Origin of the sequence: Nocardiopsis sp. CNS-639 (assembly GCF_000381685.1) — a bacterium.
GTDB lineage: Bacteria > Actinomycetota > Actinomycetes > Streptosporangiales > Streptosporangiaceae > Nocardiopsis > Nocardiopsis dassonvillei.
This window is the reverse complement of the sequence record NZ_KB906855.1, coordinates 169875-193988: the sequence shown is the minus strand read 5'-3', so window position 1 is coordinate 193988 and position 24114 is coordinate 169875. Positions and strand designations below refer to the sequence as shown.

At 72.8% G+C, this 24114-nt stretch carries 27 protein-coding genes; 15 read left to right on the top strand and 12 right to left on the bottom strand.

What is annotated here, in order from left to right; translation table 11 throughout:
- Positions 1-123 precede the first annotated feature (123 nt).
- Both G011_RS0103410 and G011_RS0103405 read right to left on the bottom strand, forming a co-directional pair.
- A complete protein-coding gene (locus tag G011_RS0103410; protein WP_019607234.1) occupies positions 124-1041 on the bottom strand; it encodes a phosphotransferase in 918 nt (305 codons plus the stop codon).
- Positions 1042-1084: 43 nt separating this feature from the next.
- Entirely contained in the window at positions 1085-1702 is a 618-nt protein-coding gene (locus G011_RS0103405; RefSeq protein ID WP_019607233.1) for a TetR/AcrR family transcriptional regulator, read from the bottom strand.
- Positions 1703-1759: 57 nt separating this feature from the next.
- On the opposite strand from G011_RS0103405, the gene G011_RS0103400 reads away from it, so the two are divergent.
- Positions 1760-2656 (top strand): oxidoreductase, encoded by an 897-nt coding sequence (locus G011_RS0103400; RefSeq protein ID WP_026337973.1) that lies wholly within the window; start codon positions 1760-1762, stop codon positions 2654-2656.
- An 84-nt stretch (positions 2657-2740) separates the two neighbouring features.
- The gene (locus G011_RS0103395; RefSeq protein WP_019607231.1) at positions 2741-3244 is read left to right on the top strand and encodes a nuclear transport factor 2 family protein; all 504 of its coding nucleotides are present in this window, start codon (positions 2741-2743) and stop codon (positions 3242-3244) included.
- Between the two features lie 46 nt (positions 3245-3290).
- On the opposite strand, the gene G011_RS0103390 is transcribed toward G011_RS0103395, so the two are convergent.
- The gene (locus G011_RS0103390) at positions 3291-3902 is read right to left on the bottom strand and encodes an HAD family phosphatase (protein ID WP_019607230.1); all 612 of its coding nucleotides are present in this window, start codon (positions 3900-3902) and stop codon (positions 3291-3293) included.
- Between the two features lie 194 nt (positions 3903-4096).
- On the opposite strand from G011_RS0103390, the gene G011_RS0103385 reads away from it, so the two are divergent.
- The gene (locus G011_RS0103385) at positions 4097-5524 is read left to right on the top strand and encodes a sugar porter family MFS transporter (protein ID WP_019607229.1); all 1428 of its coding nucleotides are present in this window, start codon (positions 4097-4099) and stop codon (positions 5522-5524) included.
- 4 nt (positions 5525-5528) lie between these two features.
- Here G011_RS0103385 and G011_RS0103380 read toward each other — a convergent pair whose 3' ends face one another.
- On the bottom strand, positions 5529-5777 hold the full coding sequence (locus G011_RS0103380; protein WP_019607228.1) for an SHOCT domain-containing protein: 249 nt from the start codon (positions 5775-5777) through the stop codon (positions 5529-5531).
- 152 nt (positions 5778-5929) lie between these two features.
- Between G011_RS0103380 and pabB the strand changes: the two genes are divergently transcribed.
- The 4 genes from pabB (at position 5930) to G011_RS0103360 (ending at position 10144) form a co-directional block, all read left to right on the top strand.
- On the top strand, positions 5930-7993 hold the full coding sequence (pabB, locus tag G011_RS0103375) for an aminodeoxychorismate synthase component I (protein WP_019607227.1): 2064 nt from the start codon (positions 5930-5932) through the stop codon (positions 7991-7993).
- Positions 7994-8056: 63 nt separating this feature from the next.
- On the top strand, positions 8057-8674 hold the full coding sequence (locus G011_RS0103370; protein ID WP_019607226.1) for a DUF4291 domain-containing protein: 618 nt from the start codon (positions 8057-8059) through the stop codon (positions 8672-8674).
- Positions 8675-8731: 57 nt separating this feature from the next.
- Positions 8732-9124 carry a DUF4440 domain-containing protein gene (locus G011_RS0103365; RefSeq protein WP_026337971.1) on the top strand — a complete coding sequence of 131 codons (393 nt, stop codon included), beginning with the start codon at positions 8732-8734 and terminating at the stop codon, positions 9122-9124.
- A 180-nt stretch (positions 9125-9304) separates the two neighbouring features.
- The gene (locus G011_RS0103360) at positions 9305-10144 is read left to right on the top strand and encodes a bifunctional 2-polyprenyl-6-hydroxyphenol methylase/3-demethylubiquinol 3-O-methyltransferase UbiG (protein WP_019607224.1); all 840 of its coding nucleotides are present in this window, start codon (positions 9305-9307) and stop codon (positions 10142-10144) included.
- A 216-nt stretch (positions 10145-10360) separates the two neighbouring features.
- On the opposite strand, the gene G011_RS31995 is transcribed toward G011_RS0103360, so the two are convergent.
- The 4 genes from G011_RS31995 to G011_RS29490 all read right to left on the bottom strand — a co-directional run bounded on the left by G011_RS31995 (position 10361) and on the right by G011_RS29490 (position 12265).
- A complete protein-coding gene (locus G011_RS31995; RefSeq protein ID WP_196808482.1) occupies positions 10361-10519 on the bottom strand; it encodes a hypothetical protein in 159 nt (52 codons plus the stop codon).
- 175 nt (positions 10520-10694) lie between these two features.
- Complete coding sequence (locus G011_RS0103350) at positions 10695-11036, bottom strand: helix-turn-helix domain-containing protein (protein ID WP_019607222.1); 342 nt, start codon at positions 11034-11036, stop codon at positions 10695-10697.
- A gap of 2 nt (positions 11037-11038) precedes the next feature.
- The gene (locus G011_RS0103345; RefSeq protein WP_019607221.1) at positions 11039-11401 is read right to left on the bottom strand and encodes a type II toxin-antitoxin system RelE/ParE family toxin; all 363 of its coding nucleotides are present in this window, start codon (positions 11399-11401) and stop codon (positions 11039-11041) included.
- A 123-nt stretch (positions 11402-11524) separates the two neighbouring features.
- Positions 11525-12265, bottom strand: coding sequence for a LysR substrate-binding domain-containing protein (locus G011_RS29490; RefSeq protein ID WP_081642914.1), 741 nt, complete (start codon positions 12263-12265; stop codon positions 11525-11527).
- 36 nt (positions 12266-12301) lie between these two features.
- On the opposite strand from G011_RS29490, the gene G011_RS0103335 reads away from it, so the two are divergent.
- The gene (locus G011_RS0103335) at positions 12302-13003 is read left to right on the top strand and encodes a metal-dependent transcriptional regulator (protein ID WP_081642913.1); all 702 of its coding nucleotides are present in this window, start codon (positions 12302-12304) and stop codon (positions 13001-13003) included.
- Positions 13004-13047: 44 nt separating this feature from the next.
- Positions 13048-13698 (top strand): Uma2 family endonuclease, encoded by a 651-nt coding sequence (locus G011_RS0103330; protein ID WP_019607218.1) that lies wholly within the window; start codon positions 13048-13050, stop codon positions 13696-13698.
- Positions 13699-13740: 42 nt separating this feature from the next.
- Here G011_RS0103330 and G011_RS0103325 read toward each other — a convergent pair whose 3' ends face one another.
- Positions 13741-15357, bottom strand: coding sequence for an alkaline phosphatase (locus G011_RS0103325; protein ID WP_019607217.1), 1617 nt, complete (start codon positions 15355-15357; stop codon positions 13741-13743).
- A 321-nt stretch (positions 15358-15678) separates the two neighbouring features.
- Between G011_RS0103325 and G011_RS0103320 the strand changes: the two genes are divergently transcribed.
- Positions 15679-16308: an NAD(P)-dependent oxidoreductase gene (locus tag G011_RS0103320; protein WP_019607216.1), complete on the top strand. Its 630-nt coding sequence runs from the start codon at positions 15679-15681 to the stop codon at positions 16306-16308.
- A 41-nt stretch (positions 16309-16349) separates the two neighbouring features.
- A complete protein-coding gene (locus G011_RS0103315) occupies positions 16350-16847 on the top strand; it encodes a MarR family winged helix-turn-helix transcriptional regulator (RefSeq protein WP_013153153.1) in 498 nt (165 codons plus the stop codon).
- Between the two features lie 108 nt (positions 16848-16955).
- Here G011_RS0103315 and G011_RS0103310 read toward each other — a convergent pair whose 3' ends face one another.
- A complete protein-coding gene (locus G011_RS0103310) occupies positions 16956-17138 on the bottom strand; it encodes a hypothetical protein (RefSeq protein ID WP_019607215.1) in 183 nt (60 codons plus the stop codon).
- Between the two features lie 107 nt (positions 17139-17245).
- On the opposite strand from G011_RS0103310, the gene G011_RS0103305 reads away from it, so the two are divergent.
- The 3 genes from G011_RS0103305 to G011_RS0103295 all read left to right on the top strand — a co-directional run bounded on the left by G011_RS0103305 (position 17246) and on the right by G011_RS0103295 (position 20426).
- A complete protein-coding gene (locus G011_RS0103305) occupies positions 17246-17833 on the top strand; it encodes a TetR/AcrR family transcriptional regulator (RefSeq protein WP_019607214.1) in 588 nt (195 codons plus the stop codon).
- A gap of 239 nt (positions 17834-18072) precedes the next feature.
- Positions 18073-19350, top strand: a complete 1278-nt coding sequence (locus G011_RS0103300) for an MFS transporter (protein ID WP_019607213.1) — start codon at positions 18073-18075, stop codon at positions 19348-19350.
- Positions 19351-19634: 284 nt separating this feature from the next.
- Positions 19635-20426 (top strand): alpha/beta fold hydrolase, encoded by a 792-nt coding sequence (locus G011_RS0103295; RefSeq protein ID WP_019607212.1) that lies wholly within the window; start codon positions 19635-19637, stop codon positions 20424-20426.
- A gap of 64 nt (positions 20427-20490) precedes the next feature.
- Here G011_RS0103295 and G011_RS0103290 read toward each other — a convergent pair whose 3' ends face one another.
- Positions 20491-21363 carry a helix-turn-helix domain-containing protein gene (locus tag G011_RS0103290; RefSeq protein WP_019607211.1) on the bottom strand — a complete coding sequence of 291 codons (873 nt, stop codon included), beginning with the start codon at positions 21361-21363 and terminating at the stop codon, positions 20491-20493.
- Between the two features lie 276 nt (positions 21364-21639).
- Between G011_RS0103290 and G011_RS0103285 the strand changes: the two genes are divergently transcribed.
- A complete protein-coding gene (locus tag G011_RS0103285; RefSeq protein WP_019607210.1) occupies positions 21640-22788 on the top strand; it encodes a hypothetical protein in 1149 nt (382 codons plus the stop codon).
- Between the two features lie 177 nt (positions 22789-22965).
- On the opposite strand, the gene G011_RS0103280 is transcribed toward G011_RS0103285, so the two are convergent.
- On the bottom strand, positions 22966-23973 hold the full coding sequence (locus G011_RS0103280) for an exonuclease domain-containing protein (protein ID WP_019607209.1): 1008 nt from the start codon (positions 23971-23973) through the stop codon (positions 22966-22968).
- Positions 23974-24114 lie beyond the last annotated feature (141 nt).

Here is a 24114-nt window from a genome sequence, read left to right as displayed (position 1 = left end):
GCCGCCCGGTGGCCGCTGGCGCCGGTCTTCGTCGCCTGGGGCCGCCGTACGCGGGCCGGGGGCGGCGGGAACCGCTGAGGGCGTGAAGCGCTGGTCAGCGGCTCCCGCCGGGACACCCCCTGGTCACCGCTGGAGCGACGCGGTGAGGCGTCGCAACGAGGCGTGGGCGGGCGGGCCCCAGGTGGCCTTGCCGCCGGGGCGGCCGTGGACCCCGGCGTCCCCGATGTGGATACCGCTGAGGGCGCGCAGCACCGCCCAGCCGCGGGCGCGGCGCAGGGTCGCGGCGTCCGGGCCCGGCCGGTAGGCCGCGTGGAAGAGGTCGGTGGCGCCGTCCGGCAGCAGGATCCACGCGGCGGCGAGGTCGCAGGCCGGGTCACCGGCGAAGAGGTCGCCGAAGTCGATCACGCCCGAGAGGTCGCCGCCCGTGGTCAGGACGTTGGCCGGGTGCAGGTCCCCGTGGAGCCACACCCTCGGGCCCGCCCACTCGGGCGCGGCGACGGCGTCCTCCCAGACCGCGCGGACGGCGTGCGGGTCGCGGACCAGACCCCGTTCGACGGCCGCGGCGAGTCCTCGGGTGAAGTCCTCGGCGGTCTCGGCCAGCGGGTTCCCCCGGTCCCGGCCCGTCGGCGCGTCGTCCGGGGCGGGGTGGTGCAGGGCCGTCAGGAAGGCGGCCAGGGTGGCGGCGGCCTCCTCGGCGCGTGTCGCGGGGGCGCGGTCGGCGGGTTCGCCGGGCACCCAGGTGGTGACGAGCCAGGGCCGCGGGAACCGCGCGGAGGGCTCGGCGAGGCGCTGCGGGACGGGGACCGGCAGGGGAAGGAGCGGGGCCAGGGCGGGCAGCCAGGTGTGTTCCTTGCGCAGCAGCGCGTCCGCGGACCGCGTCGCCCAGGGCAACCGGACGGCGAGGTCGTCGCCGAGCCGCCACACCTGGTTGTCCCAGCCGCGCGCTCCGAGTCTCAGGGGCAGGTCCGCCAGGTCGGGGTGCCGCTCGCGCAGCAGGTCCCGGACCAGGTCCTCGGTGATGTCCGTTCCATGGGTTGTCATCAACGGCAACGATAGAGGGGCGGCGGGTTCGGTCGGCGGACGGTTACCGGCCGTGGGGGCGGGCGCCCCGCAGGAACTGCTCGACCGCGGTCTCGACCAGCCCGTCGAGCCTGTCCGCGTCGATCATGCCGCCGTTGACCATCGTCGCGATGCCCTGCACGGTCGCGTACAGGATGATCCCGATGCGCTCGGGGTCGCCGTGTTCGAGCGCGCCGCGCTCCTGGCCCTCCTCGATCAGCTCGCTGACCTGCCCGAAGGCGGCCTCGGCCGCCTCGACGAGCCGTGTGGCTCCCGGCCGGTGTTTGCCGGAGTTCATCAGTTCGAGCAGCGCGGCGTTCTCGGTGGCGAAACGGGCGAAGGCCAGCACGGCCCCGTGCACCCGCACGTCGAACGCGTCCCCGGCCTCCGCCAGCGCGGTGCGCAGCTCCTCGCCCAACCGGACGAACCCCGCCTCGGCCAGGGCGTCGAGGAGCGCCTGCCGGTCGGCGAAGTGCCGCCGCGGCGCGGCGTGGCTCACGCCGACCTCCCTGGCCAGGTCCCGGAGGGAGAGCTGGTCCGCTCCGTGCTCGCGCAGCTGGCGCGCGGCGGCGTCGAGGATCGCGCTGCGGAGGTTGCCGTGGTGGTAGGGGCGCTGCCCGGCGGGTGGGGTCACGTCCGCCATCCTAACACGCAATGTTTGCATTGACATCATTGTTTGCACTGACTACATTCGGGGGTCATGACAGCGTTCTCCGCCGAAGACGTCCCTTCCATGACCGGCCGCACCGCCGTCGTCACCGGCGCGAACAGCGGGATCGGACGCGTCACCGCCCGCGTCCTCGCCGAACGCGGCGCCCGGGTCCTGCTCGCCGTCCGCGACCTCGACAGGGGCCGCGCCGCCGCCGCGACGATGACCGGTGGCGTCGAGGTCCGCGAACTCGACCTCGCCGACCTGTCCTCGATCCGGGCGTTCGCGCGGCGACTCACCGAGCCCGTCGACCTGCTCGTCAACAACGCCGGCCTGTCGCTCCCGCCGTTGTCCCGCACCGCCGACGGTTTCGAGTCGCAGTTCGGGACCAACCACCTCGGCCACTTCGCGCTCACGAACCTGCTGCTGCCGCGGATCCGGGGAAGGGTCGTCACGGTGGCCTCGCTCGCGCACCTGATCGGCTCGATCGACTTCGCCGACCTCAACTGGGAGCACAAGCCCTACCGGGCCTATCCCGCCTACGGCCAGTCCAAACTCGCCAACCTCCTGTTCGCCTCGGAACTCCAGCGGCGCCTCGCCGAGGCCGGTTCCCCGGTGACATCGACGGCCGCCCACCCCGGAATCTCGGCCACGAACCTGATGAGGACCGAGGGGCGCGGCCTGTGGCTGCGGGCGAGCCAGGCACTGATCGGTCTGGCCACGCAGAGCGCGGAACAGGGCGCCCTGCCCACGCTCTACGCCGCCACGGCGGACGTCCCCGGCGACAGCTACGCCGGTCCCCGCCGTCTGATGGGGCTCCGGGGCGCCCCGAAGCCGGTCCCACGCGCGGCGAAGGCGCGTGACGTCGACGCCGCGCGCCGACTGTGGCAGGCCTCCGAGGAACTCACCGGAGTGGCCTTTCCACTGAGGACACCTCACGCCGCCTGACATCCCCCGCAACGCCATGAACCCGACCGTCCACCGACTCCGCCGCCGTCGACACCGGCGCGCTCCAGAAAGGAACGTCCCTTGATGCGGACACACCACACGCGGCCCCACGACGCCGAACTCAGGCGTCTGCTGGACCGAGCCGAGATCAGCGAGGTCCAGACCCGCTACGCCACCGGAACCGACTCCCGTGACTGGGAGCTGTTCCGCTCCTGCTTCACCGACGAGGTCGAGGTCGACTTCGGCGAGGGCTTCGGCCAACCGGCCATGCGCATGGCGGCCGACGAGTGGGTCGCGGGTACCGCGCCGCGGATGGAGTCCTTCAAGGCCACGCAGCACATGATCACGAACCACGTGATCACCTTCGACGGGGACGACCACGCCACGTGTGTGGCCTACGTGCGGGCGAGCCACCACCTGCCCAACAGCCTGGGCGACAGCGACCAGACGGTCTACGGGTACTACACGAACCGGTTCACCCGGACCCCGAGCGGTTGGCGCATCGCCGGTGTGAAGCTGACGCCCCTGTGGATGACCGGGAACTTCGCCGTCTTCCGGTCCGCCCTCGCCGCAGAGGACGCCGCCTGAGGCGGCGGTACCCGAGCCGAGCCCCGGACCGCGCGGCGGACGGGGCTCAGCCCGTCGGAGCGGACTCCCAGCGCGCGAGGCCCTCGCGGAACCCGTCGGCGGCGGTGAACACGTGGCCGCCCATGCCCAGCGCCTCGGCGGCCCGGACGTTCTCCTCGCGGTCGTCGACGAAGAGGATCCGCCCCGCCTCCACGCCCAGGGCCTCCTGGCACCACCGGTAGGCGTCCGGTTCGGGCTTGGCGCGGCGGATACGGCAGGAGAAGGCGCGCACGTGGAAGCGGTCGAGCCAGGGGTGGTGCGCCTCGTAGTGGGCGGCCAACTCCTCGGGGATGTTGGACAGCAGCCCGATCCGCCGGCCGGAGGCCGCGAGCTCCCCGACCAGGGCGACCATGGTCTCGTCCACGGCGCTCCAGCTGGCGACGTCGGCCTCGACGAGCGCGGCGACGCGCTCCCCGTCGAAGCGTGTGCCCAGGTCCTCGCCCACGCCGCGCCAGTACTCGGCGGCGCTCACGTCCGCGCGGTCGTAGGGCTGGCGCCGCGCCCAGTACGCCTCCCAGAAGGCCGGGGCGGGCGCGCCCGCGATCCGGACCAACCGGTCCTTGCCCTCCTCGGACTGGTGGCGGGCCAGGACACCGAACAGGTCGAAGAGCACGGTCAACAGGACACACCTTCCTCACGGCACCGTCGGGAACCCGTCCAGATCGTACGCGGTCGGGCGCCGCGGGACCGATACACGTTGCGGGCCAAACGATGGACATCTTTTGGCCCGTGGGCGTTTTGTCCGTGACCCTCGGCTTCCCGGCGTGTCCACTCTGGGGACGAGCACTGTGCGACGTGGAAGGGACACCAGACGTGAGCGGAGCCAGACAGGCCGGGGACGAGTCGGTTCCGGCGGGGGAGGGCAACATCGTCCACGTGACGATGATCGCCGCGGCCGCGGCGATGGGCGGTTTCCTGTTCGGCTACGACAGCGCGGTCATCAACGGAGCGGTACCCGCCATCCAGGAGTACTTCGGAGTGGGTGCCGCCACGCTGGGCTTCACGGTCGCCGCCGCGCTCCTGGGCTGTGTCGTGGGCGCCGCGGTCGCGGGCGCCCTGGCCGACCGCCTCGGCCGCATCCGCACCATGCAGATCGCCGGCGTGCTGTTCGCGGTCAGCGCCGTCGGCTCGGCGCTGCCGTTCAACGTGTGGGACCTGACCGCCTGGCGGATCCTGGGCGGTGTCGCCATCGGCCTGGCCTCGGTGATCGCCCCGACCTACATCGCCGAGGTGTCGCCCGCGGCCTACCGCGGCCGCCTGGCGTCGTTGCAGCAGCTGGCCATCGTGCTGGGCATCGCCGCCTCGCAGCTGGTCAACTACGGCATCGCCCAGATGGCCGACGGCACCGCGAGCGGCATGCTGGGGCCGATCCAGGCCTGGCAGTGGATGCTGGGCGTCGAGGTCCTGCCCGCCCTGGTCTACCTGGGGCTGAGCGTGCTCATCCCCGAGTCTCCCCGCTACCTGGTGCGCGTGGGGCAGACCGAACGCGCCCGCCGCATCCTGGCCGACGTCGAGGGCGGCGGAGCCGAGCGGGTGGACAAGCGCATCGGGGAGATCCGCGAGGCGCTGGGCTCGGAGGTCCGGCCCAGGCTGAGCGACCTGACCGGCCGCTACGGTCTGCTGCCCATCGTGTGGATCGGCATGGCCGTCTCGGCGTTCCAGCAGCTGGTCGGGATCAACGTCATCTTCTACTACTCCAGTTCGCTGTGGCAGTCGGTGGGGGTGGAGGAGTCGGCCTCGCTGCTGCTGAGCCTGTTCACCTCCATCGTGAACATCGTGGGTACGTTCGTGGCGATCCTGCTGGTGGACCGGGTCGGCCGCAAGCCGCTGCTGCTGGTGGGCTCGGCCGGGATGACGGTGGCGCTGGCGCTGGCCGCCTACGCCTTCAACCACGCGGTGGTGCGGGGCGAGGAGGTGACGCTGTCGTTCGGCTGGGGCGCGGTGGCGCTGACCGCGGCCAGCCTGTTCGTGCTCTTCTTCGCGCTGTCGTGGGGCGTGGTCGTGTGGGTGCTGCTGGGGGAGATGTTCCCGCTGCGCATCCGCGCCGCGGCGATGGGCGTGGCCACCGCGACCCAGTGGCTCACCAACTGGCTCATCACCGTGAGCTTCCCGAGCCTGCGCGACTGGAGCCTGAGCGGCACGTACCTGATGTACGCGTTCTTCGCGCTGGTGTCGTTCTTCTTCGTGCTGAGGTTCGTGAAGGAGACCCGCGGCAAGACCCTGGAGGAGATGCGGGGCTGAGGGTTCAGCGCTCCAGGTCGATCTTGCGCTGGAGGAACTCCTCCCGGTCGATCTGGCCGCGCGCGTATCTGAGCCGCAGCTCCTCCTCCGCCGCGTCCACGGCCTGTGGCGCGGGCGCGGCGGGGGTCCGGCGACGCCCCGGTCGGGCCAGGTCGGCACGGGCCGCGCCCGCCACGGACGCCACCGTGACGACGAAGAAGACGCCCAGCGCCACCATCACCATGATGACGACCGCGGCCATGACGTAGGTCATCGTCTGCTCCCCACTCCTGGAAGAACCGCTCCTCCCCTTCCTGTGTACCCCTGTCCGGGGTTCTTCTCCAGGGGTCCTTCACGCCTGTGGACAACCGCTCCGTCCGGATCGCCGTAACCTGGATTGTCGGGATCCGGACGAAAAGGGTGGTTATGCGCGTCCTCCTCGTGGACAACCACGACTCCTACACCTACAACCTCTTCCAGCTCCTGGCGCGCGTCCTCGGCCGGACCCCGGCGGTGCTCACCCACGACGATCCCCGCTGGGACCGGATCGACCCGGCGGACCTGGACGCCGTGGTCGTCTCACCGGGCCCGGGCCGCCCCCAGAACCCCCGCGACCTGGGCCGCGTCCCCGAACTCCTGGCCCGCACCCGGCTGCCCGTCCTGGGGGTGTGCCTGGGCCACCAGGCCATCGCCCACCTGGCCGGGGCGGACGTGGTCTCGGCCCCCCAGCCCCGCCACGGCCACCTGTCCCGGATCCGGCACACCGGCGCGGGCCTGTTCGCGGGCCTGCCCCAGGGCCTCACCGCCGTGCGCTACCACTCCCTGGCCGTTCCCGAGCCCCTGCCCGAGACACTGACGGCCACCGCATGGGCCGAGGACGGCGTGGTCATGGGCCTGGAGCACCGCACGCTGCCCCGCTGGGGCGTGCAGTTCCACCCCGAGTCGGTGGCCAGCGAGCACGGCGCGGAGCTGGTCGCGAACTTCCTGGACCTGGCCCGCACGCACACCGCCCTCGCGGCCGCGACCCCGGACCCGTCCCCGGAACGGGACGCGGCCGCCCGGGGCGGGAATGCCCCGACTGCGGTGCCCGGAGAGCGCCCCGACACCCCCGCGGATGCGGCCGCCCCGACCGTCCGCGTGCGCGAACTCCCCCTGGCCGTGGACACCGAAGCCGCCTTCGCCCGCCTGTACGGCGACGCCGAGTACGCGTTCTGGCTGGACAGCTCCCGCCCGGAGGGGCCCGCGCGCTTCTCCTTCCTCGGCGCCGCCACCGGCGAGGTGCTCACCTACCGCGTCGGCGGTCCCGTCACCGTGCGCGCCGCGGACGGCACCGAGCACCGCGAGCCCGGCAGCGTCTTCGACGCCCTCGACCGCCGCCTCCCCCCGCCCTCGCCCTCCGGCCTGCCCTTCGACTTCACCGGAGGGTACGTCGGCTACCTCGGCTACGAGCTCAAGGCCGACTGCGGCGGCGACAGCGCCCACACCTCGTCCGAACCCGACGCGGTGTGGCTGCGCTGCGACCGGTTCGTGGCCGTCGACCACCACCGCGACCGCACCTACGCGGTGTGCGCCGACGACCTCCCCGACGGCGACGCCTGGCTCGACGCGACCCTGACCGCCCTCACCGACCTGCCGCCGCTGCCCGCGCCCGCCCCCGCCGCCCCGTCCGCCGACCTGGCCCGCTTGCTGGAGCGCCCGCGCGAGGACTACGTCGCCGACGTCAAGGAGTGCCTGGCCGAGCTCACCGCCGGGGAGAGCTACGAGATCTGCCTGACCAACCGGGTCCGCCTGCCCCACGACGGAGGAGACCTGGACTCCTACCGCCGCCTGCGCGCCGCCAGCCCCGCGCCCTACGCCGCCCTGCTGCGACTGGGGCCCACGAGCGTGCTCAGCGCCTCGCCCGAGCGCTTCCTGCGCGTGGACGGCGACCGCGCGGCCGAGAGCCGCCCCATCAAGGGCACCGCGCCGCGCCACGCCGACCCGGCCGCCGACGCGCGCGCGGCCCGGGAGCTGCGCACCGGCACCAAGACCCGCGCCGAGAACCTCATGATCGTCGACCTGCTCCGCAACGACCTGGGGCGGGTGTGCGAGGTCGGCAGCGTCGAGGTGCCCGCGTTCATGTACACCGAGTCCTACGCCACCGTGCACCAGCTGGTCTCCACCGTGCGGGGCGTGCTGCGCCCGCGGGTGTCGGCCGTGGAGGCGGTCCGCGCCTGTTTCCCCGGCGGGTCGATGACGGGCGCGCCCAAGGAGCGCACCATGCGCATCCTCGACCGCCTGGAGACCTCCGCGCGCGGGGTCTACTCCGGCGCGCTGGGCTACGTGTCCTCCTCCGGCGCGGCCGACCTCAGCATCGTCATCCGCACCGCCGTGCTCAGCGGCGGCGAGCTGACCATCGGCGCGGGCGGAGCGGTCGTGCTGGACTCCGATCCCGAGGAGGAGTACGAGGAGATGCTGCTCAAGGCCGACGTGCCCGCCCGCGCCCGCTGACCGATCCCCGGCGGGGCGGAAAACCGCTTGCCGCGCCCGGTTCCCGGGCACCACGCTGGGCCCATGGACGTCCCCAGGCACCAGATCCGCGCGCTCCACACCGACACCACGGTCACCGTCTACCAGGCCTACGCCCCCTCGCTCGGGCTGGCCGCCGCGCGCGAGGGACGCTTCCCCTCCGCCTGGAAGCGCGACCGCATGACCTGGCTCAAGCCTTCGTTCATGTGGATGATGTATCGCTCCGGATGGGGGCTGAAGAGGGACCAGGAGACCGTGCTGGCGGTGGAGATCACCCGAGCGGGCTTCGCGTGGGCGCTGCGCAACGCGTGCCTGTCGCACCACGCGCCCGCCGTCCACCCCGACCGGGAGACCTGGCGCGCGTGGCTGCGCGAGGCGTCGGCCCGCGTGCAGTGGGACCCCGAGCGCGACCTGTACCTGACCCCGCTGGAACACCGCTCCCTGCAACTGGGGCTGGCGGGCGAGGCCGCGCGGCGCTACGCGGACGAGTGGATCGTCTCGATCACCGACGTCACCCCGCTCGCGCACCGGATGCACACCCTGGTCCAGGAGGGGGACACCGCCGCGGCGACCCGGCTGCTGCCCGCCGAGCGCCCCTACCCGGTCGCGCGGGGGGAGCTGGACCACCTGCGCCCCGTCCGTGAACACGACGCCGCGGTGTGACCGCGCACCGCTTGGTCGGTGTCGCCGTGGTCGGACAGCTCGGACGAGGGATCGGTCGTGTACGGAGCCGCAGACGGGGCAGGCGAGGCGGTCCAGCGGGTGATCGAGGGGGAGCTGCGGCTGCTGGAACCCCACGTACGCGCCTCGCGCAGGCTCGCCGGGGAGCTGCTGGACCCCGAGTTCACCAAGGTGGGCAGGTCGGGCAGGCGCTGGGACCGGGAGACGATGCTGGCCGAGCTCCCCGTCATGGACGGCCCGGACACGACGGGGCCGCAACGGCGCCGGGTGCGGGTCACCGACATGGTGGGGCGGCTGCTCGCCCCGGACCTGGTGCACCTGACCTACGCCACCGAGGCCGACGGGGCGCGGGCCCTGCGCAGCTCCCTGTGGCGCCGCAACGCGGACGGCGCGTGGCGGCTGTACTACCACCAGGGCACGCCCGCACCCTGAGCACGGGTCCGGCGGGCGCCCGGAAAATCCCGGCGGGGCGGTCGCGCGGAGCTGTACCATCGGGCGGCGCGTCCGACGACCGGGGGGACCCCGTCTCCTGGCGGGCAGGACACCGGTGCGGGCGGGCGCCGCCCGCCCGCGCGCACCACTTCACGAGTACACGGAGCGAGGCGGCCAGACGTGAGCGAGTACGACAGGGCGATCGCCCAGAACCGCGCGAACTGGGACCAGCGCGCCGACGTCCACGCCCGGTCCGCGATGTACGACGTCGACGGGCTGATCGCGGACCCCTCCCGCCCCTCCCCGGTCGTGCGCAACGACCTCGCGGTACTCGCGCCCCACCTGGAGGGCGGCACGGTGGCGGGGAGGTCGCTGCTGCACCTGCAGTGCCACATCGGCACCGACACCGTCTGCTGGGCCCGGTTGGGCGCCGTGGACGTCCACGGCCTGGACCTGTCGCCGAACTCGCTGGCCCACGCCCGGCGTATCGCCGACGCCGTCGGCGCCGACGTCACCTGGGTCGAGGGCGACGCGCGCACGGCCTCCCAGGTCATCGACCGCACGTTCGAGGTGATCGTGACCAGCGCCGGGACGATCGTGTGGCTGCCCGAGCTGCGCTCGTGGGCCCGGTCGATCCACGACCTGCTGGAACCGGGCGGGGTGTTCGCGATCCGCGACGACCACCCGATCCTGGGCGCCATGGACTTCGAACCGTGGCAGGTGAGCGGCGACTACCTCAGCGGCGGGGGCGCCAACGTCTACGAGGACGCGGCCACCTACACCGACGGACCCGCGGACTCCATCACGCAGACCGTCAACCACGAGTGGCGCCACGACCTGGCGGAGGTGACGGGCGCGCTGCTGGAGGCCGGGCTGGTCGTCGAGGCGCTCGGAGAGCACCCGTTCATGGACTGGCCCGCCTTCTCCGGCCTGGTGGAGTGCCCGCAGGGGTGGCGGCTGCCCGAGGGCGCCCCCAGGATTCCGCTGAACTTCTCGGTGGTCGCGCGCCGCCCTGGGTGACCCCCACGCGAGCCGCCCCGCCAACAGCGGGAACAGGGGAGCGCTGCGACGGCGTGCGTACTCCTCCCCGGGTGCGGGGGCCGGGGCCAGGGACAGGTTGTCGCCGTCCGGGTCGGACACGACGCGGCGCACACCGTTGTCGTAGGTCTGCACAGGGTCGTGGCCGATGCCGTGGGTGGCGAGGCGGGCCAGAGTCTCTTCGGGGTCCTCCACCTCTCATGTGGGCAGGGCGCCGCCCGCCCGCTCGGGGTGCTCGTCGACGAAGACCCACGCGGTGTCACTGGTCCGCCAGAGCGCCTCGTCTCCGAGGACCTCGTCCGCAGGTCGTCCGAAGAACGCCGTGGGCCACGTGAGTACCCCGGCCCGGTCGCTCACGGGCAAACCGGAGTACAGACACGTCATGGTTCCCCTGGCCGCAACCTCACACTCACCACCGGGAAAGAACAGCCACGAGGAGTGGTGCGCATCCGAGGCAAGAGAAACCTCGTCGAGGCACTTCGGGACGGGTTCGCCCGTACTCGGCTCCCGGATCCGGTCCAACCCCGTGGGCTCAGGCCGCGGGCGACTGGCTCACAGGCATACGCAGTTCGTGGTCTCCGAAACGAGCGACGAGTTCAAGCCGACCACCCAGTGCCTCAACGTAACGGGCCACGACGTCGAACGACGCGACCTCTCCATGTTCGATTTGGGACACCCTGGCCACACTGACCCCCATGGCCTCGGCGATGTCCCGCTGAGTCAGTTCGTGGAACCTGCGTGTCTCGGCGAGCTGGTAACCGCGCGCTTCAGCCAGGAGAAGACGAGTCCCGGCCTCGACCTCCTCACGGTTCGCACCAGCCGCATACAGTTCCTCCTCCAGGGCTTCCCAGTCCTGTGGGACGCGCTTGGGCATGCTCACTCCTCCGCTTGGTCGACATGGTCGGCGTAAAGCTGTTCGGCACGCGGAACGCGGGACCGGTACCACCGTTTCCAGTTTCCCGCTTTGTCGCCCCCGAGCAGGAGCAGAGCCGAACGTGAGGGATCGAAAGCGAAGATGATCCTGATCTCGGAACGTCCACCGGAGCCCGGACGAAGCTCCTTGAGGTGGTGCAGGCGAGACCCCTTGAGTCGGTCGACGAAGGGCCGCCCCAGAGCGGGCCCTTCCTGACGCAGAAGGCCAACGGCCTGGGTGACCTGCACAGCCGAATCGAGATCCTCCTTGAGGAGCGTTCGGAACCACTCCGCGTACTCTTCGGTGACCTTGATGGGCCAGGACAAGGGAACTCCTCAGACATTCAAGGTCGACTTCATGTTAAGGCATCCCTTGAAATGTATCCAGAGAGTCACCCTGCGTCCTGAGAACGGGAATTTCCGCCCCCGGAAGTCCGCTGGCTTCGGGGCTCAGGCGGTGGCCTCGGGGGCGATCCGTTCCAGCGCCCCCACGGCCGCCTTCACCGAGGGGTGCTCGCGCGACCCCCTGCGGGTGCAGGTCACCAGCTTGCGCACAGGGGCGCGGGGCCCGTCCAAGCGCACCCGGGTGACCGGCAGGGCGGGGGAGACGTGCACCAGGCGGGGCACCAGCGCCACCCCCAGGCCGTGCGCGACCAGGGTGGTCACCGAACTCCACGACCGCGCCTGGTGCGACCCGTGGGGCGTGAAGCCCGCCGCGCCGCACGCCATCACGGCGTGTGCGCGACAGGTCGTGTCCGGTGGCGACAGCACCCAGGACTCGGTGGCCACCTCCTCCAGCGGCACGCTCGCGCGCCCGGCGAGGCGGTGGCCGTCGGCCACCAGCAGGTCGAGCACGTCGTCCAGCAGCGGCGCCTGGTCGAAACGGGTGTCGGTGGGCGGCGGGGAGCCCGGCGCGACCTCGATGACGGTCAGGTCGATCTCACCCCGGAAGAGCAGGTCCGTGCACTCGCCGGGCTCGGCCTCCAGAAGCCGCACGTCCAGGCGCGGGTGGTCGGCGCGCAGGGCGGCGGCCATCGGCACGAGCAGGCACGCCAGCGCGGTGGGGAAGGCCGCCACCCGCAGGGTCCCGGAGGGCTCGATGCCCAGCCCGAGTCGCGCGGCCGTCCCGCGCCGGCTCCGGACGCCCGGGAGTACCGCGCCTGAGGTTGTCCACAGGGCCGATGCGCACATGGTGGCCGGTGAGCCGTCCGCGATACGGTTGGGATCATGGACAACGCACCGACACGACCGTCCACGTCGGTTGAGGACTACGTGAAGGTCATCTACGACCTCCAGGAACGCGGCACCGGGCCGGTGACCATCTCCGGCATGGCCGAGCGCCTGTCGGTGTCCAACTCCTCGGTGTCGGGGATGCTGCGCAAACTCAGCGAACTGGGTCTGGTGGAGCACCGGCGCTACGGCGCGGTCAACCTCACCGAGCCGGGCACCAAGGCGGCCCTGTCGGTGCTGCGCCGCCACCGTCTGCTGGAGACCTACCTGGTCGCCGAGCTGGGCTACTCCTGGGACGAGGTGCACGACGAGGCCGAGATCCTCGAACACGTGGTCTCGGACAAGTTCGTCGACCGCATCGCCCACCACCTGGGAGACCCCGTGGTCGACCCGCACGGCGACCCCATCCCCACCCGCGACGGCCACATCGTCGAGCGCGAGAGCCTGCTGCTGTCGGAGGCGGAGAAGGGCGTCAGCGGCGTGATCGTGCGCGTCAACGACACCGATCCCGACCTGCTGCGCTACCTGGCCGACATCGAGATCGGCATCGGGATGCGGGTGGAGGTGGCCGAGCGCCGCCCCTACGCCGGGTCGATGCAGATCACCGTGGGCGCCGACGCGGGCGCTCCCCAGCGCTCCCAGGCCCTGGGTCTGGTGGCCGCCGAGGCACTGTGGATCAGCCCCGACGACCAGGGGTAGGACTTTCCCGGAAACGCCGTCGCTACCCGAAGGACGTGGCTACCGTGGGTGACGAGAACGATCCGACGACCGGAGGCAGCGACATGCCCGTTTCCCCTGTGGCCGAACGCCAGTCCTCCACCGAATCCCGGTACGAGCCGCTGACCCCGCCTCCGGAGGGATTCACCGCCGACGACCTGGACAGCATCCCGGATCTTCCGCCGCACACCGAACTCATCGACGGAAGCCTGGTACTGGTGGCCCCTCAGAAGTTCTTCCACACCTTCGTGCTGTCGCTCCTGGACCGGACACTGCACGGGCAAGCACCTGAACACCTGGTGGTCTGCCGAGAAATGACCGTCCGTATCGGTAAACGGCAGCGCCCCGAACCGGACCTGCTCGTTGTACAAGCCCAAGCGATCGGCGACCTGGACGGAACTTGGCTCCCGCCGGAGGCGGTGCTGCTCGCAGTCGAGGTTGTCTCCCCCGAGTCGGAGCTCCGTGACCGTCAGCGCAAACCCGAAATCTATGCTGAAGCGGGCATACCGCACTTCTGGCTGGTTCAGCAGGATGGGAACGAAGCCGTGGTGTTCGCTCACGAACTCGCTCCCACCGGCGGGTACGCCAGGCCCACGGTTCACCGCGGACGCCTCCAGCTGTCCGCTCCGTTCGACATCGACGTGGATCTGACAGGTATCTGGCGCGGATCCCGCTGACGTCGGCGACCGGGGCGTGGTCGTGGCCACGCCCCGTCGTCTTCACCCCTCCACGCGCACGCCCGCCACGCCGTCCTCGATCACGAACCGCGCACGGTCGCGGACGGGCGAGCCCGGCTCGCTCACGTGGCCCACGACGCGGTAGTCGGCCGTCCACTCGGTGGGCGTGACGACGTTGCGCACGTAGCCCCGCTTGCGGTTGACGAACCTGATGTGCGGGTTCTCCCGCAGCTGAACCTCGTCGCCGGGGGCCTGTTCGGTGCCGTCACCGCCGCTGGTGACGGACGTGCCCACCAGCTCGGTGGCCACCGTCGGCGACTCGGGGGCGTCGAAGTCGGCCTTGACGTCGCACACGTAGTTGGCGTGCACGTCCCCGGTGATCACCACCCCGTTGCGCGTGCGCGCCAGCTGGTCGCGGACCTCGTCGCGGTCCACGAGGTAGTTGTCCCAGGCGTCGTTGCTGAAGTCGGTCGCCCCGCCCTCGGCGAAGTCGCGCTGGGAGAAGAACACCTGCTGGGCGAGCACGTTCCAGCGGGCCCGCGACGAGGACAGCCCCTCCCGCAGCCACTGCTTCTGCCGGGCGCCGAGCAGGGTCCGCGAGGGGTCGCCGCGCTCGGCGTCGGACACCTGCGGGTCGCGGTACTGGCGGGTGTCGAGCAGGTGCATGTCCACCAGGTCGCCGAAGGCCAGTCTGCGGTAGAGCTGCATGTCGGGGCCGACCGGCGTCTGGGCGAAGCGCAGCGGCATGTGCTCGTGGTAGGCCTTCAGCGCCTGGGCGCGCCGGCGCAGGAACTCCTCAGGCGGGACGTCCTCGCCGTTGGAGCGGTCGTCGGCCCAGTTGTTCTCCAGCTCGTGGTCGTCGAAGACCACCGCCCACGGGAAGGCGGCGTGCGCGGCCTGGAGGTTGGCGTCGCTCTTGTACTGGGCGTGCCGCACGCGGTACTCGGCCAGGGTGCGGACCTCCCGGTCGGGGAGGTGGCCCCGGCCCAGGCTCCCCTGTCCGCCCGTCTCGTAGATGTAGTCGCCCAGGAACGCGACCAGGTCCAGGTCCTCCTCGGCCAGGTGCGCGTGGGCGTTGTAGTGCCCGGCGGTGTAGCTCTGGCAGCTGGCGAACGCGAAGGAGAACCGGTCCGTGCGGATCCCGGGAGGAGGGGCGGTCTTGGTGCGGCCGACCTGGCTGATCTCGTTGCCCACGCGGAACCGGTAGAAGTACTCGGTGCCGGGCCGCAGCCCCTGCGCCTCCACGTGCACCGAGTGGGCGGCGTCGGGGCCCGTCTCCACGGTTCCGGAGGCGGAGAGCAGGCCGAAGCCCTCCTCCCGCGAGACCTGCCACTCGACCTCCACCCGCCGGTCGGGCATGCCGCCCAGCCCGTCCTCGGCGAAGGGGTTGGGTGCCAGACGGGTCCAGAGCACGACGCTGCTGTGGAAGGGATCGCCGGAGGCGACGCCCAGGGTGAAGGGCTCACCGATGCCGCCGGACCGGGCGGGGATGTCGGCGCGGACGGAGGCGTCGGCCCGCACGCCGGGGCTCCAGGAGGTGCCCAGCGCGACGGCGCCCAGGGTGGCCGCGCCGCCGACCAGGGCCTGGCGCCGTGTGGTGCTGCTGACGATCGGGTCGGGGACGGGAAGGGGGGCGGGGGTGCGAGGGGTTCCCGGCATGGGCGGTCTCCTGATCGGGTCGCGGGGGAGCCCGACCCTCTGTCGGGCCGGGCGGGGGACCGTCGCTTCTATCCGGCCATGGCGAGCGGAACGTCCCAACCACCGGGTGGTGAACGTTGGACCCCTTAGCGTGACTAACAGGTGACAGCCTGTTGCGGCGCAGGTCAGGCCCGCAACACGCCGGAGGACCGGAAAACTCGTCGCGCCGAGCGCGGACGGCGGCCGTCCGCGCGCGGGAAGCCCACCCCGAATGGATACTTCGGGCACCCGAAATAAGATGGGTTCCAGAAGGCCCTCCCCGCCACCCCCCGAGGAGTCAGCATGCGCATCACCGTCCTGGGCGCCACCGGAGGCACCGGGCGCCACGTCGTGGACCAGGCCCTGAACGCGGGACACCGGGTCACGGCCCTGGTCCGCGATCCGGCGCGGCTGCCCGTCACCCACGAGCGCCTGGAGACGGTCCGGATGCCCGTCCCCGAACCCGACCGGCTGCGCTCCCTGCTCTCCGCGACGGACGCGGTGGTCTCGGCGCTGGCCGCGAGCGCCAAGGGCGGATTTCCCGCCACCACCTGGACCGGCGCGGTGCTGAGCGCGCTGGAGGACGACCGCGCCACACGTCTGGCCGTGGTCAGCGCCTCACCCGTCGGCCCGAAGGAGCCGGGCGGACCGCTGCCGCAGCGGCTGCTCATGCCGCTGATCGGCAGGCTCTTCCGCGACGCCTACCTCGACCTGGGGCGGATGGAGGCCGCCCTGGAGGCCAGCGGCGCCGCCTGGACCGTCGTACGCCCGCCCCAGCTGACCGACGCCCCGGCCACGGGGGAGTACCGGCTGGTCCTGGACCGCAACGTGCCCTCCGGCTACCGGATCTCGCGCGCGGACCTGGCGCACGCGCTGCTGCGGGTCCTGGACGACCCGGCCACCGTGCGCCGGGCCGTCGGCGTCGCCGACTGAGCCCCGAACGACCACGTCACGCCCCCCGGTAGCATCGGCGCATGGAGCAGGGGGCGGGCCGGCAAGAGGCCGACGACACGCGCGTTCCGGACCGCGCGGCGGTGGAGGGGGCACTGCGCTTCGTGCCCCTGATCGAGACCTACTACCGCCGCGCCCACGCCGAGATGCCCGCCGAACTGCGGCGGCTGTTCACCGACCACCACCTGACCGCCCGACACGGCGCGGTGCTGTCCCAGCTCGTCCACGGCCAGGAACTCGGCATGGGCGAACTCTCCTCCCGTCTGGGGGTGGGCCCCTCCACCGTCAGCGAACTGGTCGGCGACCTGTCCCGGGTGGGGCTGGTGGTGCGCCGCGAGGACCCCGCCAACCGGCGGCGCGCGCTGGTGTCGCTGGCCGACGAGCACCGCGAGCTCATGCGCGCGTTCGTGGCCAGTCGAGCCCGGACCCTGCTGCGGGCCTTCGACCGGCTCTCTCCGGAGCAGCGGGAGGGGTTCGCCGCCGGGCTGGAGGCCTGGGCCCGCGAGCTGCACGGGATCTGACCCGCGCCCCCTCCGAGGACGTCCGCCTTGCCAGGGGGCTCCCGGCGCTCACGTGCGGTCGCGCACGAGCCCGCGCGCTCCCCCTGGCCCCCACGGGGCGGTCGGGGCTCAGCGGACGCCGCCCGGCTTGGGCAGCGGCCTGGCGCGCCGCACCGAACGGGGCTTGGGGCTCTCGTCGCGGTACCTGCGCCGGGGCTGGGGCTGGGGAGGGGTGAAGGGCAGGGTGATCTTCGGGCGGACCTCGGCGGACGGCGCGGCGGTCAGGTCCAGGCGGAGGGAATCGGCACGCATGGGGTTTCCTCTCAGTTCTACTCACTCCGTAGTACTCTGTGTGGAGTGGTAAGAACATAGTACTACGCTCGAAGTGGTGTCAACTTCGTTCTGAGGAGAGAACCGACATGAGGCAGAATCCGGCACGCCGGGCGGCCCTGCTCGACGCGGCCATCGAGGTGCTCGCCCGCGAGGGCGCGCGGGGGCTGACCTTCCGGGCCGTGGACACCGAGGCGGCCGTCCCCAACGGCACGGCGTCCAACTACTTCAACAACCGCGACGACCTGCTCACCCAGGTCGGCCACCGCTTCTACGAGCGTCTGGACCCCGACGACAACGTGATCGCCGCGGCCCAGGCGGGACCGCGCGACCGCGACAGGGTCGCCGAGCTGATGCACGAGATGGTGGGGCGCCTCACCGACTTCCCCTCCGGCTACCTGGCCCTGCTGGAGCTGCGGCTGGAGGCCACCCGCCGACCGGAGCTGCGCCAGTTGCTCACCGAGCGCGTCCGCGCCGACCTGGACGCCAACATCGCCTTCCACACCGAGTCCGGCATGCCCGGCGACGCGTCCACCGTCGTCCTGCTCTACCTGGCGCTGAACTGGCTCATCCTGGAGCGGCTCACCCTGCCCGACCTCTTCTCCCAGGACCGGTTTCACGACCTGGTGACCGACGTGGTCGAGCACATCGTCCCCGGCCCCGGCCGCGCGGACTGACGGCTGCGAGCGTGGGGCCGCGGGTGCGGGCACTCGGGCCCGCTCGGCGGCCCCGCGCACCCGTGTACGACGTCCGTGACCGGGTTGTCCACACCCCCTGTCGCTGCGGCTGGCGCACCCCTATCCTGGAGGCATGTTCCAGCGACATTAAGTCCCCAGCCGGTCCTCGGTCCGAGCACGCGGTCCACCCCGGGCGGTCCCCGCCCCGGTGCCCGTCTCCGCTCGACCGAAAGACCTCCATGATCACTCTGTCCCCGCGTGCCCCCGGCATGCGTGCGTCCCGTCTGACCCGACCCCTGTACGCCTACGCGGCCCTGGGGGAGTTCGTCCTCCTCTACCCGCTGTACGCGCTGCTGTTCGACGAGACCGGCCTGACCGTCGCCCAGATCAGCTCCCTGTTCGTGGTCTGGTCACTGTCCTCGGTCCTCGCGTCCGTCCCCGCCGGGGCCTGGGCCGACGTGGTGCCGAGGCGCTACCTGCTGGCCGCCGCGCCGCTCCTGGCCGCGTGCGCGTTCGTGCTGTGGCTGCTGTGGCCCGGCTACTGGACCTTCGCGCTCGGCTTCGTCCTGTGGGGCGCGGGCGGCGCGCTGTCCTCGGGCTCCCTCGAAGCCCTCGTCTACACCGAACTCGCCCGCCGCGACGCGGCCGACCGCTACGCCAGGGTCATGGGCGTGACCCGCGCCCTGGACGTGGCCGCCGTCGGAGCCGCCACCCTGCTGGCCATCCCCGTCATGGCCCACGGCGGCTACGCGGCGGTCGGCGCGGCCAGCGTCGCCGCCTGCGTGCTGTGCGCCCTGGCGGCCCTGGCCCTGCCCGAGCACCGCGCCGCCGAGGGCGGACCCACCTCCGCCGACGGCGCCGCGGGGGCCGGGGAAGCGGAGGAGGGGCCCTCCGGCTACCTGGACGCCCTGCGCGGCGGACTGGCCGAGGCCCGCTCCAGCCGGCGGGTGCGCGGCGCGATCGTGCTGGTGGTCGCGGTGACCGCGTTCTGGGAGGCGCTGGACGAGTACGTCCCCCTGCTCGTCGCCGAGTCCGGCGTCCCCGCCGCCACCGTTCCCGTGGCGGTCCTGGTGGTGTGGGCCTTCGTGCTCCTGGGCGGGCTGCTGGCGGGGCCCGCCTCCCGGCTGCCCGTACGGGCCCTGGCCGTCCTGGTGGGCCTGGCCGCGCCCGCCATCGCCGCCGGAGCCCTGCTGGACGGCCCGGTGGGATGGGTGCTGATCGGCGTGGGCTTCGGCCTGTGCCAGACCGCGGGCGTGGTCGCCGACGCCCGCCTGCAGGACCGCATCACCGGGTCGAGCCGGGCCACCGTCACCTCCCTGGCCGGTCTGGGCACCGACGCCCTCACCACGGCCTCCTACCTGCTGTACGCGGGGGTGTTCGCGGTGACCGGGCACGCCCTGGCGTTCGCCCTGTTCGCACTGCCCTACCTGGTGGCGGCGCTCTTCCTGGGCCGCGGTACCCGCGGTGCCCGTCCGGTCCGCCGCTCCCCTGACCGGAAGGGGGAGGCGCGGCGGTGAACCGCGTCCGAACCCGACGGCGTCCGGGCGCGTCTTACCTGTAGCCGGACGCTCCGCGTCCGGCGCCGTGTGGCGGGCGCGCCCGCCACGCCGTACCGCGCCCGAGAACGGCGGGACGCGGTACCCGCGGGCCGTAGGTGTCGAGGGACCACCTACGGCCCGGCCGTGACCCGGCTCTGGGGGACCCTCGGTGGCCAGGGCCCTTGCACGCCTGAATAGCATCGGTTCCTGTGGCACATCAGACGACGAACACGGCGAGCAGTGAAGGCCCGGGCATCGCCTCCGTGCGCGGGATCAACGTCACCTACACCGACCGCGGCGCCGGGTACCCCACCCTCCTGATCCACGGTCACCCCTTCGACCGCACCATGTGGGAACCCCAGGTCAGGGCCCTGGCGGGACGCGGTTACCGGGTGATCGCCCCCGACCTGCGCGGGTACGGGAGCAGCACCATCGTCCCCGGGACCACGACCCTGGACACCTTCGCCCGCGACCTGGACGCGCTCCTGGACCACCTGGGCCTGGACGTGGTGAGCGTGGTGGGGCTGTCGATGGGCGGCCAGATCGCCCTGGAGCTGTACCGGCTCTTCCCCGACCGCGTCGACTCGCTGACCCTGGCGGCCACCAACCCCAGCGCCGAGACCGAGCGGGGCCGTGCCGCCCGCGTGGCGCTGGCCGAGCGGCTGCGCGCCGAGGGCATGCGCGGCTACGGCGACGAGGTGCTCGTGGGCATGATGACCGCCGCCAACGTGCGCGAGCTGCCCGCGGTGGCCGACCACGTGCGCGCGATGATGTACGCCGCCCCGCCCGAGGGCGCGGCGGCCGCCCTGCTGGGCCGCGCCAGACGCCAGGACTACGCGCCCCTGCTGCGCCGGGTGTCCGCGCCGACCCTGTTGGTGGGGGGCCAGCACGACGTGTTCACCCCGCCCGATCTCACCGAGTCCATGCACGTGCTGGTGCCGGACTCGGTCGTGGAGATCATCGAGGGCGCCGGGCACCTGCCCAACCTGGAGCGGCCCGAGCGGTTCAACGAGGTGCTGCGCCGCTTCCTGGACCGCTGCCGCACCCGCGTCTAGGAAACGGCCGCCACGGCCGGTCCGCGTCAGCGGCCGCGCGCCTTCGCCGGGCTGCGGGGGCGCGTCAGACGCGCTCGACGGGCAGCCACAGCTCGGCCTCGGCGGTGGCGCCGTCCTCGGTGTAGGAGACCCGCAGGATCTCCGGCCCCTCGGTGGCCCGGTAGGCCGTGTTGGAGGGGAACCACTGGCCGAAGGCGTCCGCCCACATGTGCTGCAACCCCTCGGGGCACCGCGCCACGGGCACCGACTTGGGGAAGACCACCCAGGTACCGCTCGGCACCTCCAGCGTCTCCATGCCCTCCGCGCCCCGGGCGGAGGTCGCCGCGGCCTCGTAGTAGTCGATCAGGCTCCCCTCCCCGCGGTCCGGGGACAGGGCGGCGGTGACGCCCAGGACACCGCGCGGTTCCTGGTCGGAGAGCTCCGCGACGCGCGCCCGGACCCCCTTGTCCAGGTTCCTGACGAACTCCTCCATGGCGTGGTTGCGGCCCTCGTGGACGATCGGCACCCGCACCTTGGGACCCACGAGGCGGAAGGCCTCCTTGTCCACGATCCGGTAACGCATGGTGGTACTCCCCTCGACGGTCAGGCGGAAGGACATCCTCGGTTGTGAGGCGAGCACCGCGCCGGTCCGGCGCGCCTCGCCCGGCCCCACGCCGTGCATGGCGCGAAAGGCCCGGGCGAAGGCCTCGGCCGACCCGTAGCCGTGGCGCACCGCGATGTCGAGCAGGCTGTCGCCGCCCCCGAGCACCTCGGCCCCGGCGAGGGTGAGCCTGCGCCGCCGCACGTACTCCGACAGGGGCATCCCCGCCAGCGCCGAGAACAGGCGGCGCAGGTGGTGCTCGGAGGTGAGCGCGATCCGCGCCATCTCCGCCACGTCCACCGGCCGCCCGGTGTCCTCCTCGACCTTCTCCAGGGCCCGGTTGAGCCGGTCCAGCATGGTGCCCTCCTCTGCTGCGTCACCGACGCTAGCGACGCGGGCCCCCTCCGCGCCCGACAGTCGGCGACCCTCTTCTGTGAGTTCGTTGTCCCTCGCCGCCCATGTCCGGCGGCCGACGGGGTAGGGGGCCCGTCCAAGGACGGGAAATCCTTGGGCAAGAAGCGCGTCTGTGCCGACGTGGCGTGCCCCGAAGCAAGCATCATGGGCCCGAGGATGGCCCGCAGACCGACCCCGAGAAGGAGGTGGGCGGGGCGGGGACACACGCCCCGCGGACACATGGACCTGGGTTTTCTGCGACCTCTGTACGAGAGCGACGCTCCGGTGGCCTCGGTGCACCTGGACACCAGCCGCGACAGGACCGACGCCGGCAAGGAACTCGAACTGCGCTGGCGCCACCTGCGGGACGAACTCTCCTCGCTGGGCACCGACAAGGCGACCCTGGACGTGCTGGAACAGGCGGTCAGGGACGGGTCCTCCCGGGCCTTCGGCAGCCACGGCCACTCCCTGTTCGCCTCCGAGGGGCGCCTGCTCGGCGCGTACACGCTCTCCGAACCGCCCGCGCAGAGCCGCGCCCTGCGCATGCCGGTTCCCGATCCCCTTCCCGTGGTCGTGGACCGGGGGCGCTACCTGCCCTACGTCCTGGTGGCGCTGGACCGGGTCAACGCCAAGGTGTTCTCCTACACCGGCCACCCCTCCAGCGAACCGGCCTCCGAGAAGGACTTCTCCGGTGCCGACCTGCGCAACATCGACCCGATGGGCCGCGGCGGGCCCGGTGTCCTGAGCGGGTACAACGGCCGCTTCGACGGCAAGCACTACCCGATGGAGACCTGGCGGGAGAACACCGCCCGGATCGCCCAGCAGGTGCGCGAGGCCGTCGCCGAGGTGGACGCCCGGATCATCTTCGTCGGCGGTGACGAGGAGGCCATCGCCTACCTGCGCGACAACCTGGGCGAGCGCAAGCTGAGCATCCCGATCAGGCTGGTGGCCGGCGGACGGGGCGGCCCCGACGCCGAGGAGCGCCTGCACGCGGCCGCGGCGGAGGCGCTGCGCGACTTCGTCATCGACGGCCATGACGACATCATCGCCGACTACCACCAGAAACTCGCCAACGACCAGGCGGTGCGCGGCACCGAGTCCACCCTGCCGATGCTGTCGGAGGCGCGGGTGCGCACCCTGCTGCTGGGCGCCGACCGCGACGGCGAGCCCGAGCTGTGGGGCTCACCGGGCGAGCCGGTGCTGGTGTCGAAGAACCCGGCGGACCTGGACGACCCCGACGCGGCGTTCCGGGCACCGGCCAGCGCGCTGATGCTGCGTTCGGCGATGGCCGCCGACGCCGGTTTCGGCGAGGTCCTCGACCACGGCCACACCAGCAACGAGAACGGCGCCATCCTGCGCTTTCCCACGTCGCCGAACGAGAGGGTCTGACCGACCCCACGGGGCCGCCCGCGTCCGTTCCGGGGCGCGGGCGGCCCTGTGCGCGGTACCGGCCGCGGGCGCACGGACCTGCGCGGCGCGGCGCCCGGCGTCAGGCGGCCCCGGCCGGGAAGCGCACGTCGGTGACCGCAGCGGTCCTCAGGCCCGCGGACGCGGGGCGCGTCCCGGTCAGGGGCGGGTGGTCATCCCCAGCAGGGCCAGCAGTTCGGCCTCGGTGACCAGGTCGATGCGCTGGCCGCGCTCGCGGTAGGTCTCGGCCCGCAGGTGCTTGGCGGTCTTGCCGGGGCCGCCGTGGCCCCCGAGAACGAGCACGTCGGTCTTCTTGGTGACATTCTTGGCGGGCCGCCCGCCCGCCTCGGCCACGCGCCGCCACACCTCGGGCTTGTCCATGGACTCCAGGTCGCCGGAGACGCACACGGTGCGCCCGTACAGCGGCCCGGTGGGGTCGGCGTCCGGAGAGGGCTCGGGCAGCGGCGTCTGGGCGTCGCGCTGCCACCGTCCGAACCGGTCCTCGGACACGGCAACCGCGGCGGACGCGGCGAACAGCGCGGGCTGGGCGGGCGCGGCGGCGGCCGGGACCGGGGCGGGCACCGCGCTCCCGGACGAGGCCTCCACCCGGCGCAGGTCCGTCCGCGCGGCACGGGTCAGGTCGGCCAGCGACGGGGTGCCGTAGCGCTCCATGGCGGCGATCACGATGCGCGCGGCGGCCTCGGCGTCGGCGTCGGCGCGGTGGTGGTGCGTCACCCGGTGCCCGATGTGGGCGCACACGGTCGGCAGCTTGTGGTCGGGCAGCCCGCCCCAGGTGCGCCGGGACAGCGCCAGCGTGCACGCGTACTCCCACGCCGGGTGGGGCAGCCCGGTGTGCCCGCAGGCCTGGCGCAGCACCCCCATGTCGAAGGCGGCGTTGTGCGCCACCAGGGGGCTGCCGTCGGCGAACTCCACGATGCGCGCGTGCGCCTGTTCCCAGGAGGGGGCGTCGGCGACGTCGGCCGCGGTGATGCCGTGCACGGCGATGTTGTGGCGGGAGAAGAAGTCCACCTGCCTCGGCGGCCGGATCAGCGTGGTGTACCGGTCCACGACCGCGCCGTCGCGCACCCGCACCAGACCGACCGCGCACGCGCTGCCGCGGTCGTGGTTGGCGGTCTCGAAGTCGATCGCGGTCCAGGTCCGGGACACCGCGCACCTCCTGCAAACGGGGAACGGACCGAGGCTATCCGGGCCCGAACGCCTTCGGGGACGAAACGGCCCCACCGGTCCGGTGCCGACGGCGCGGCCTCGTCCCCGCCCTGAGGAAAACCCCACCCCCGCCCTGGCGCG

Excerpts from the sequence above, each read along its gene's own strand:
- G011_RS0103300 (WP_019607213.1), top strand. The coding sequence starts at position 18,073 with ATGATCACTCTGTCCCCGCGTGCCCCCGGCATGCGTGCGTCCCGTCTG.
- G011_RS0103315 (WP_013153153.1), top strand. The coding sequence starts at position 16,350 with ATGGAGCAGGGGGCGGGCCGGCAAGAGGCCGACGACACGCGCGTTCCG.
- pabB (WP_019607227.1), top strand. The coding sequence starts at position 5,930 with ATGCGCGTCCTCCTCGTGGACAACCACGACTCCTACACCTACAACCTC.
- G011_RS0103320 (WP_019607216.1), top strand. The coding sequence starts at position 15,679 with ATGCGCATCACCGTCCTGGGCGCCACCGGAGGCACCGGGCGCCACGTC.
- G011_RS0103305 (WP_019607214.1), top strand. The coding sequence starts at position 17,246 with ATGAGGCAGAATCCGGCACGCCGGGCGGCCCTGCTCGACGCGGCCATC.
- G011_RS0103335 (WP_081642913.1), top strand. The coding sequence starts at position 12,302 with ATGGACAACGCACCGACACGACCGTCCACGTCGGTTGAGGACTACGTG.
- G011_RS0103400 (WP_026337973.1), top strand. The coding sequence starts at position 1,760 with ATGACAGCGTTCTCCGCCGAAGACGTCCCTTCCATGACCGGCCGCACC.
- G011_RS0103350 (WP_019607222.1), bottom strand. The coding sequence starts at position 11,036 with ATGCCCAAGCGCGTCCCACAGGACTGGGAAGCCCTGGAGGAGGAACTG.
- G011_RS0103285 (WP_019607210.1), top strand. The coding sequence starts at position 21,640 with ATGGACCTGGGTTTTCTGCGACCTCTGTACGAGAGCGACGCTCCGGTG.
- G011_RS0103310 (WP_019607215.1), bottom strand. The coding sequence starts at position 17,138 with ATGCGTGCCGATTCCCTCCGCCTGGACCTGACCGCCGCGCCGTCCGCC.
- G011_RS29490 (WP_081642914.1), bottom strand. The coding sequence starts at position 12,265 with ATGTGCGCATCGGCCCTGTGGACAACCTCAGGCGCGGTACTCCCGGGC.
- G011_RS0103410 (WP_019607234.1), bottom strand. The coding sequence starts at position 1,041 with ATGACAACCCATGGAACGGACATCACCGAGGACCTGGTCCGGGACCTG.
- G011_RS0103290 (WP_019607211.1), bottom strand. The coding sequence starts at position 21,363 with ATGCTGGACCGGCTCAACCGGGCCCTGGAGAAGGTCGAGGAGGACACC.
- G011_RS0103405 (WP_019607233.1), bottom strand. The coding sequence starts at position 1,702 with ATGGCGGACGTGACCCCACCCGCCGGGCAGCGCCCCTACCACCACGGC.
- G011_RS0103325 (WP_019607217.1), bottom strand. The coding sequence starts at position 15,357 with ATGCCGGGAACCCCTCGCACCCCCGCCCCCCTTCCCGTCCCCGACCCG.
- G011_RS0103370 (WP_019607226.1), top strand. The coding sequence starts at position 8,057 with ATGGACGTCCCCAGGCACCAGATCCGCGCGCTCCACACCGACACCACG.
- G011_RS0103380 (WP_019607228.1), bottom strand. The coding sequence starts at position 5,777 with ATGACCTACGTCATGGCCGCGGTCGTCATCATGGTGATGGTGGCGCTG.
- G011_RS0103395 (WP_019607231.1), top strand. The coding sequence starts at position 2,741 with ATGCGGACACACCACACGCGGCCCCACGACGCCGAACTCAGGCGTCTG.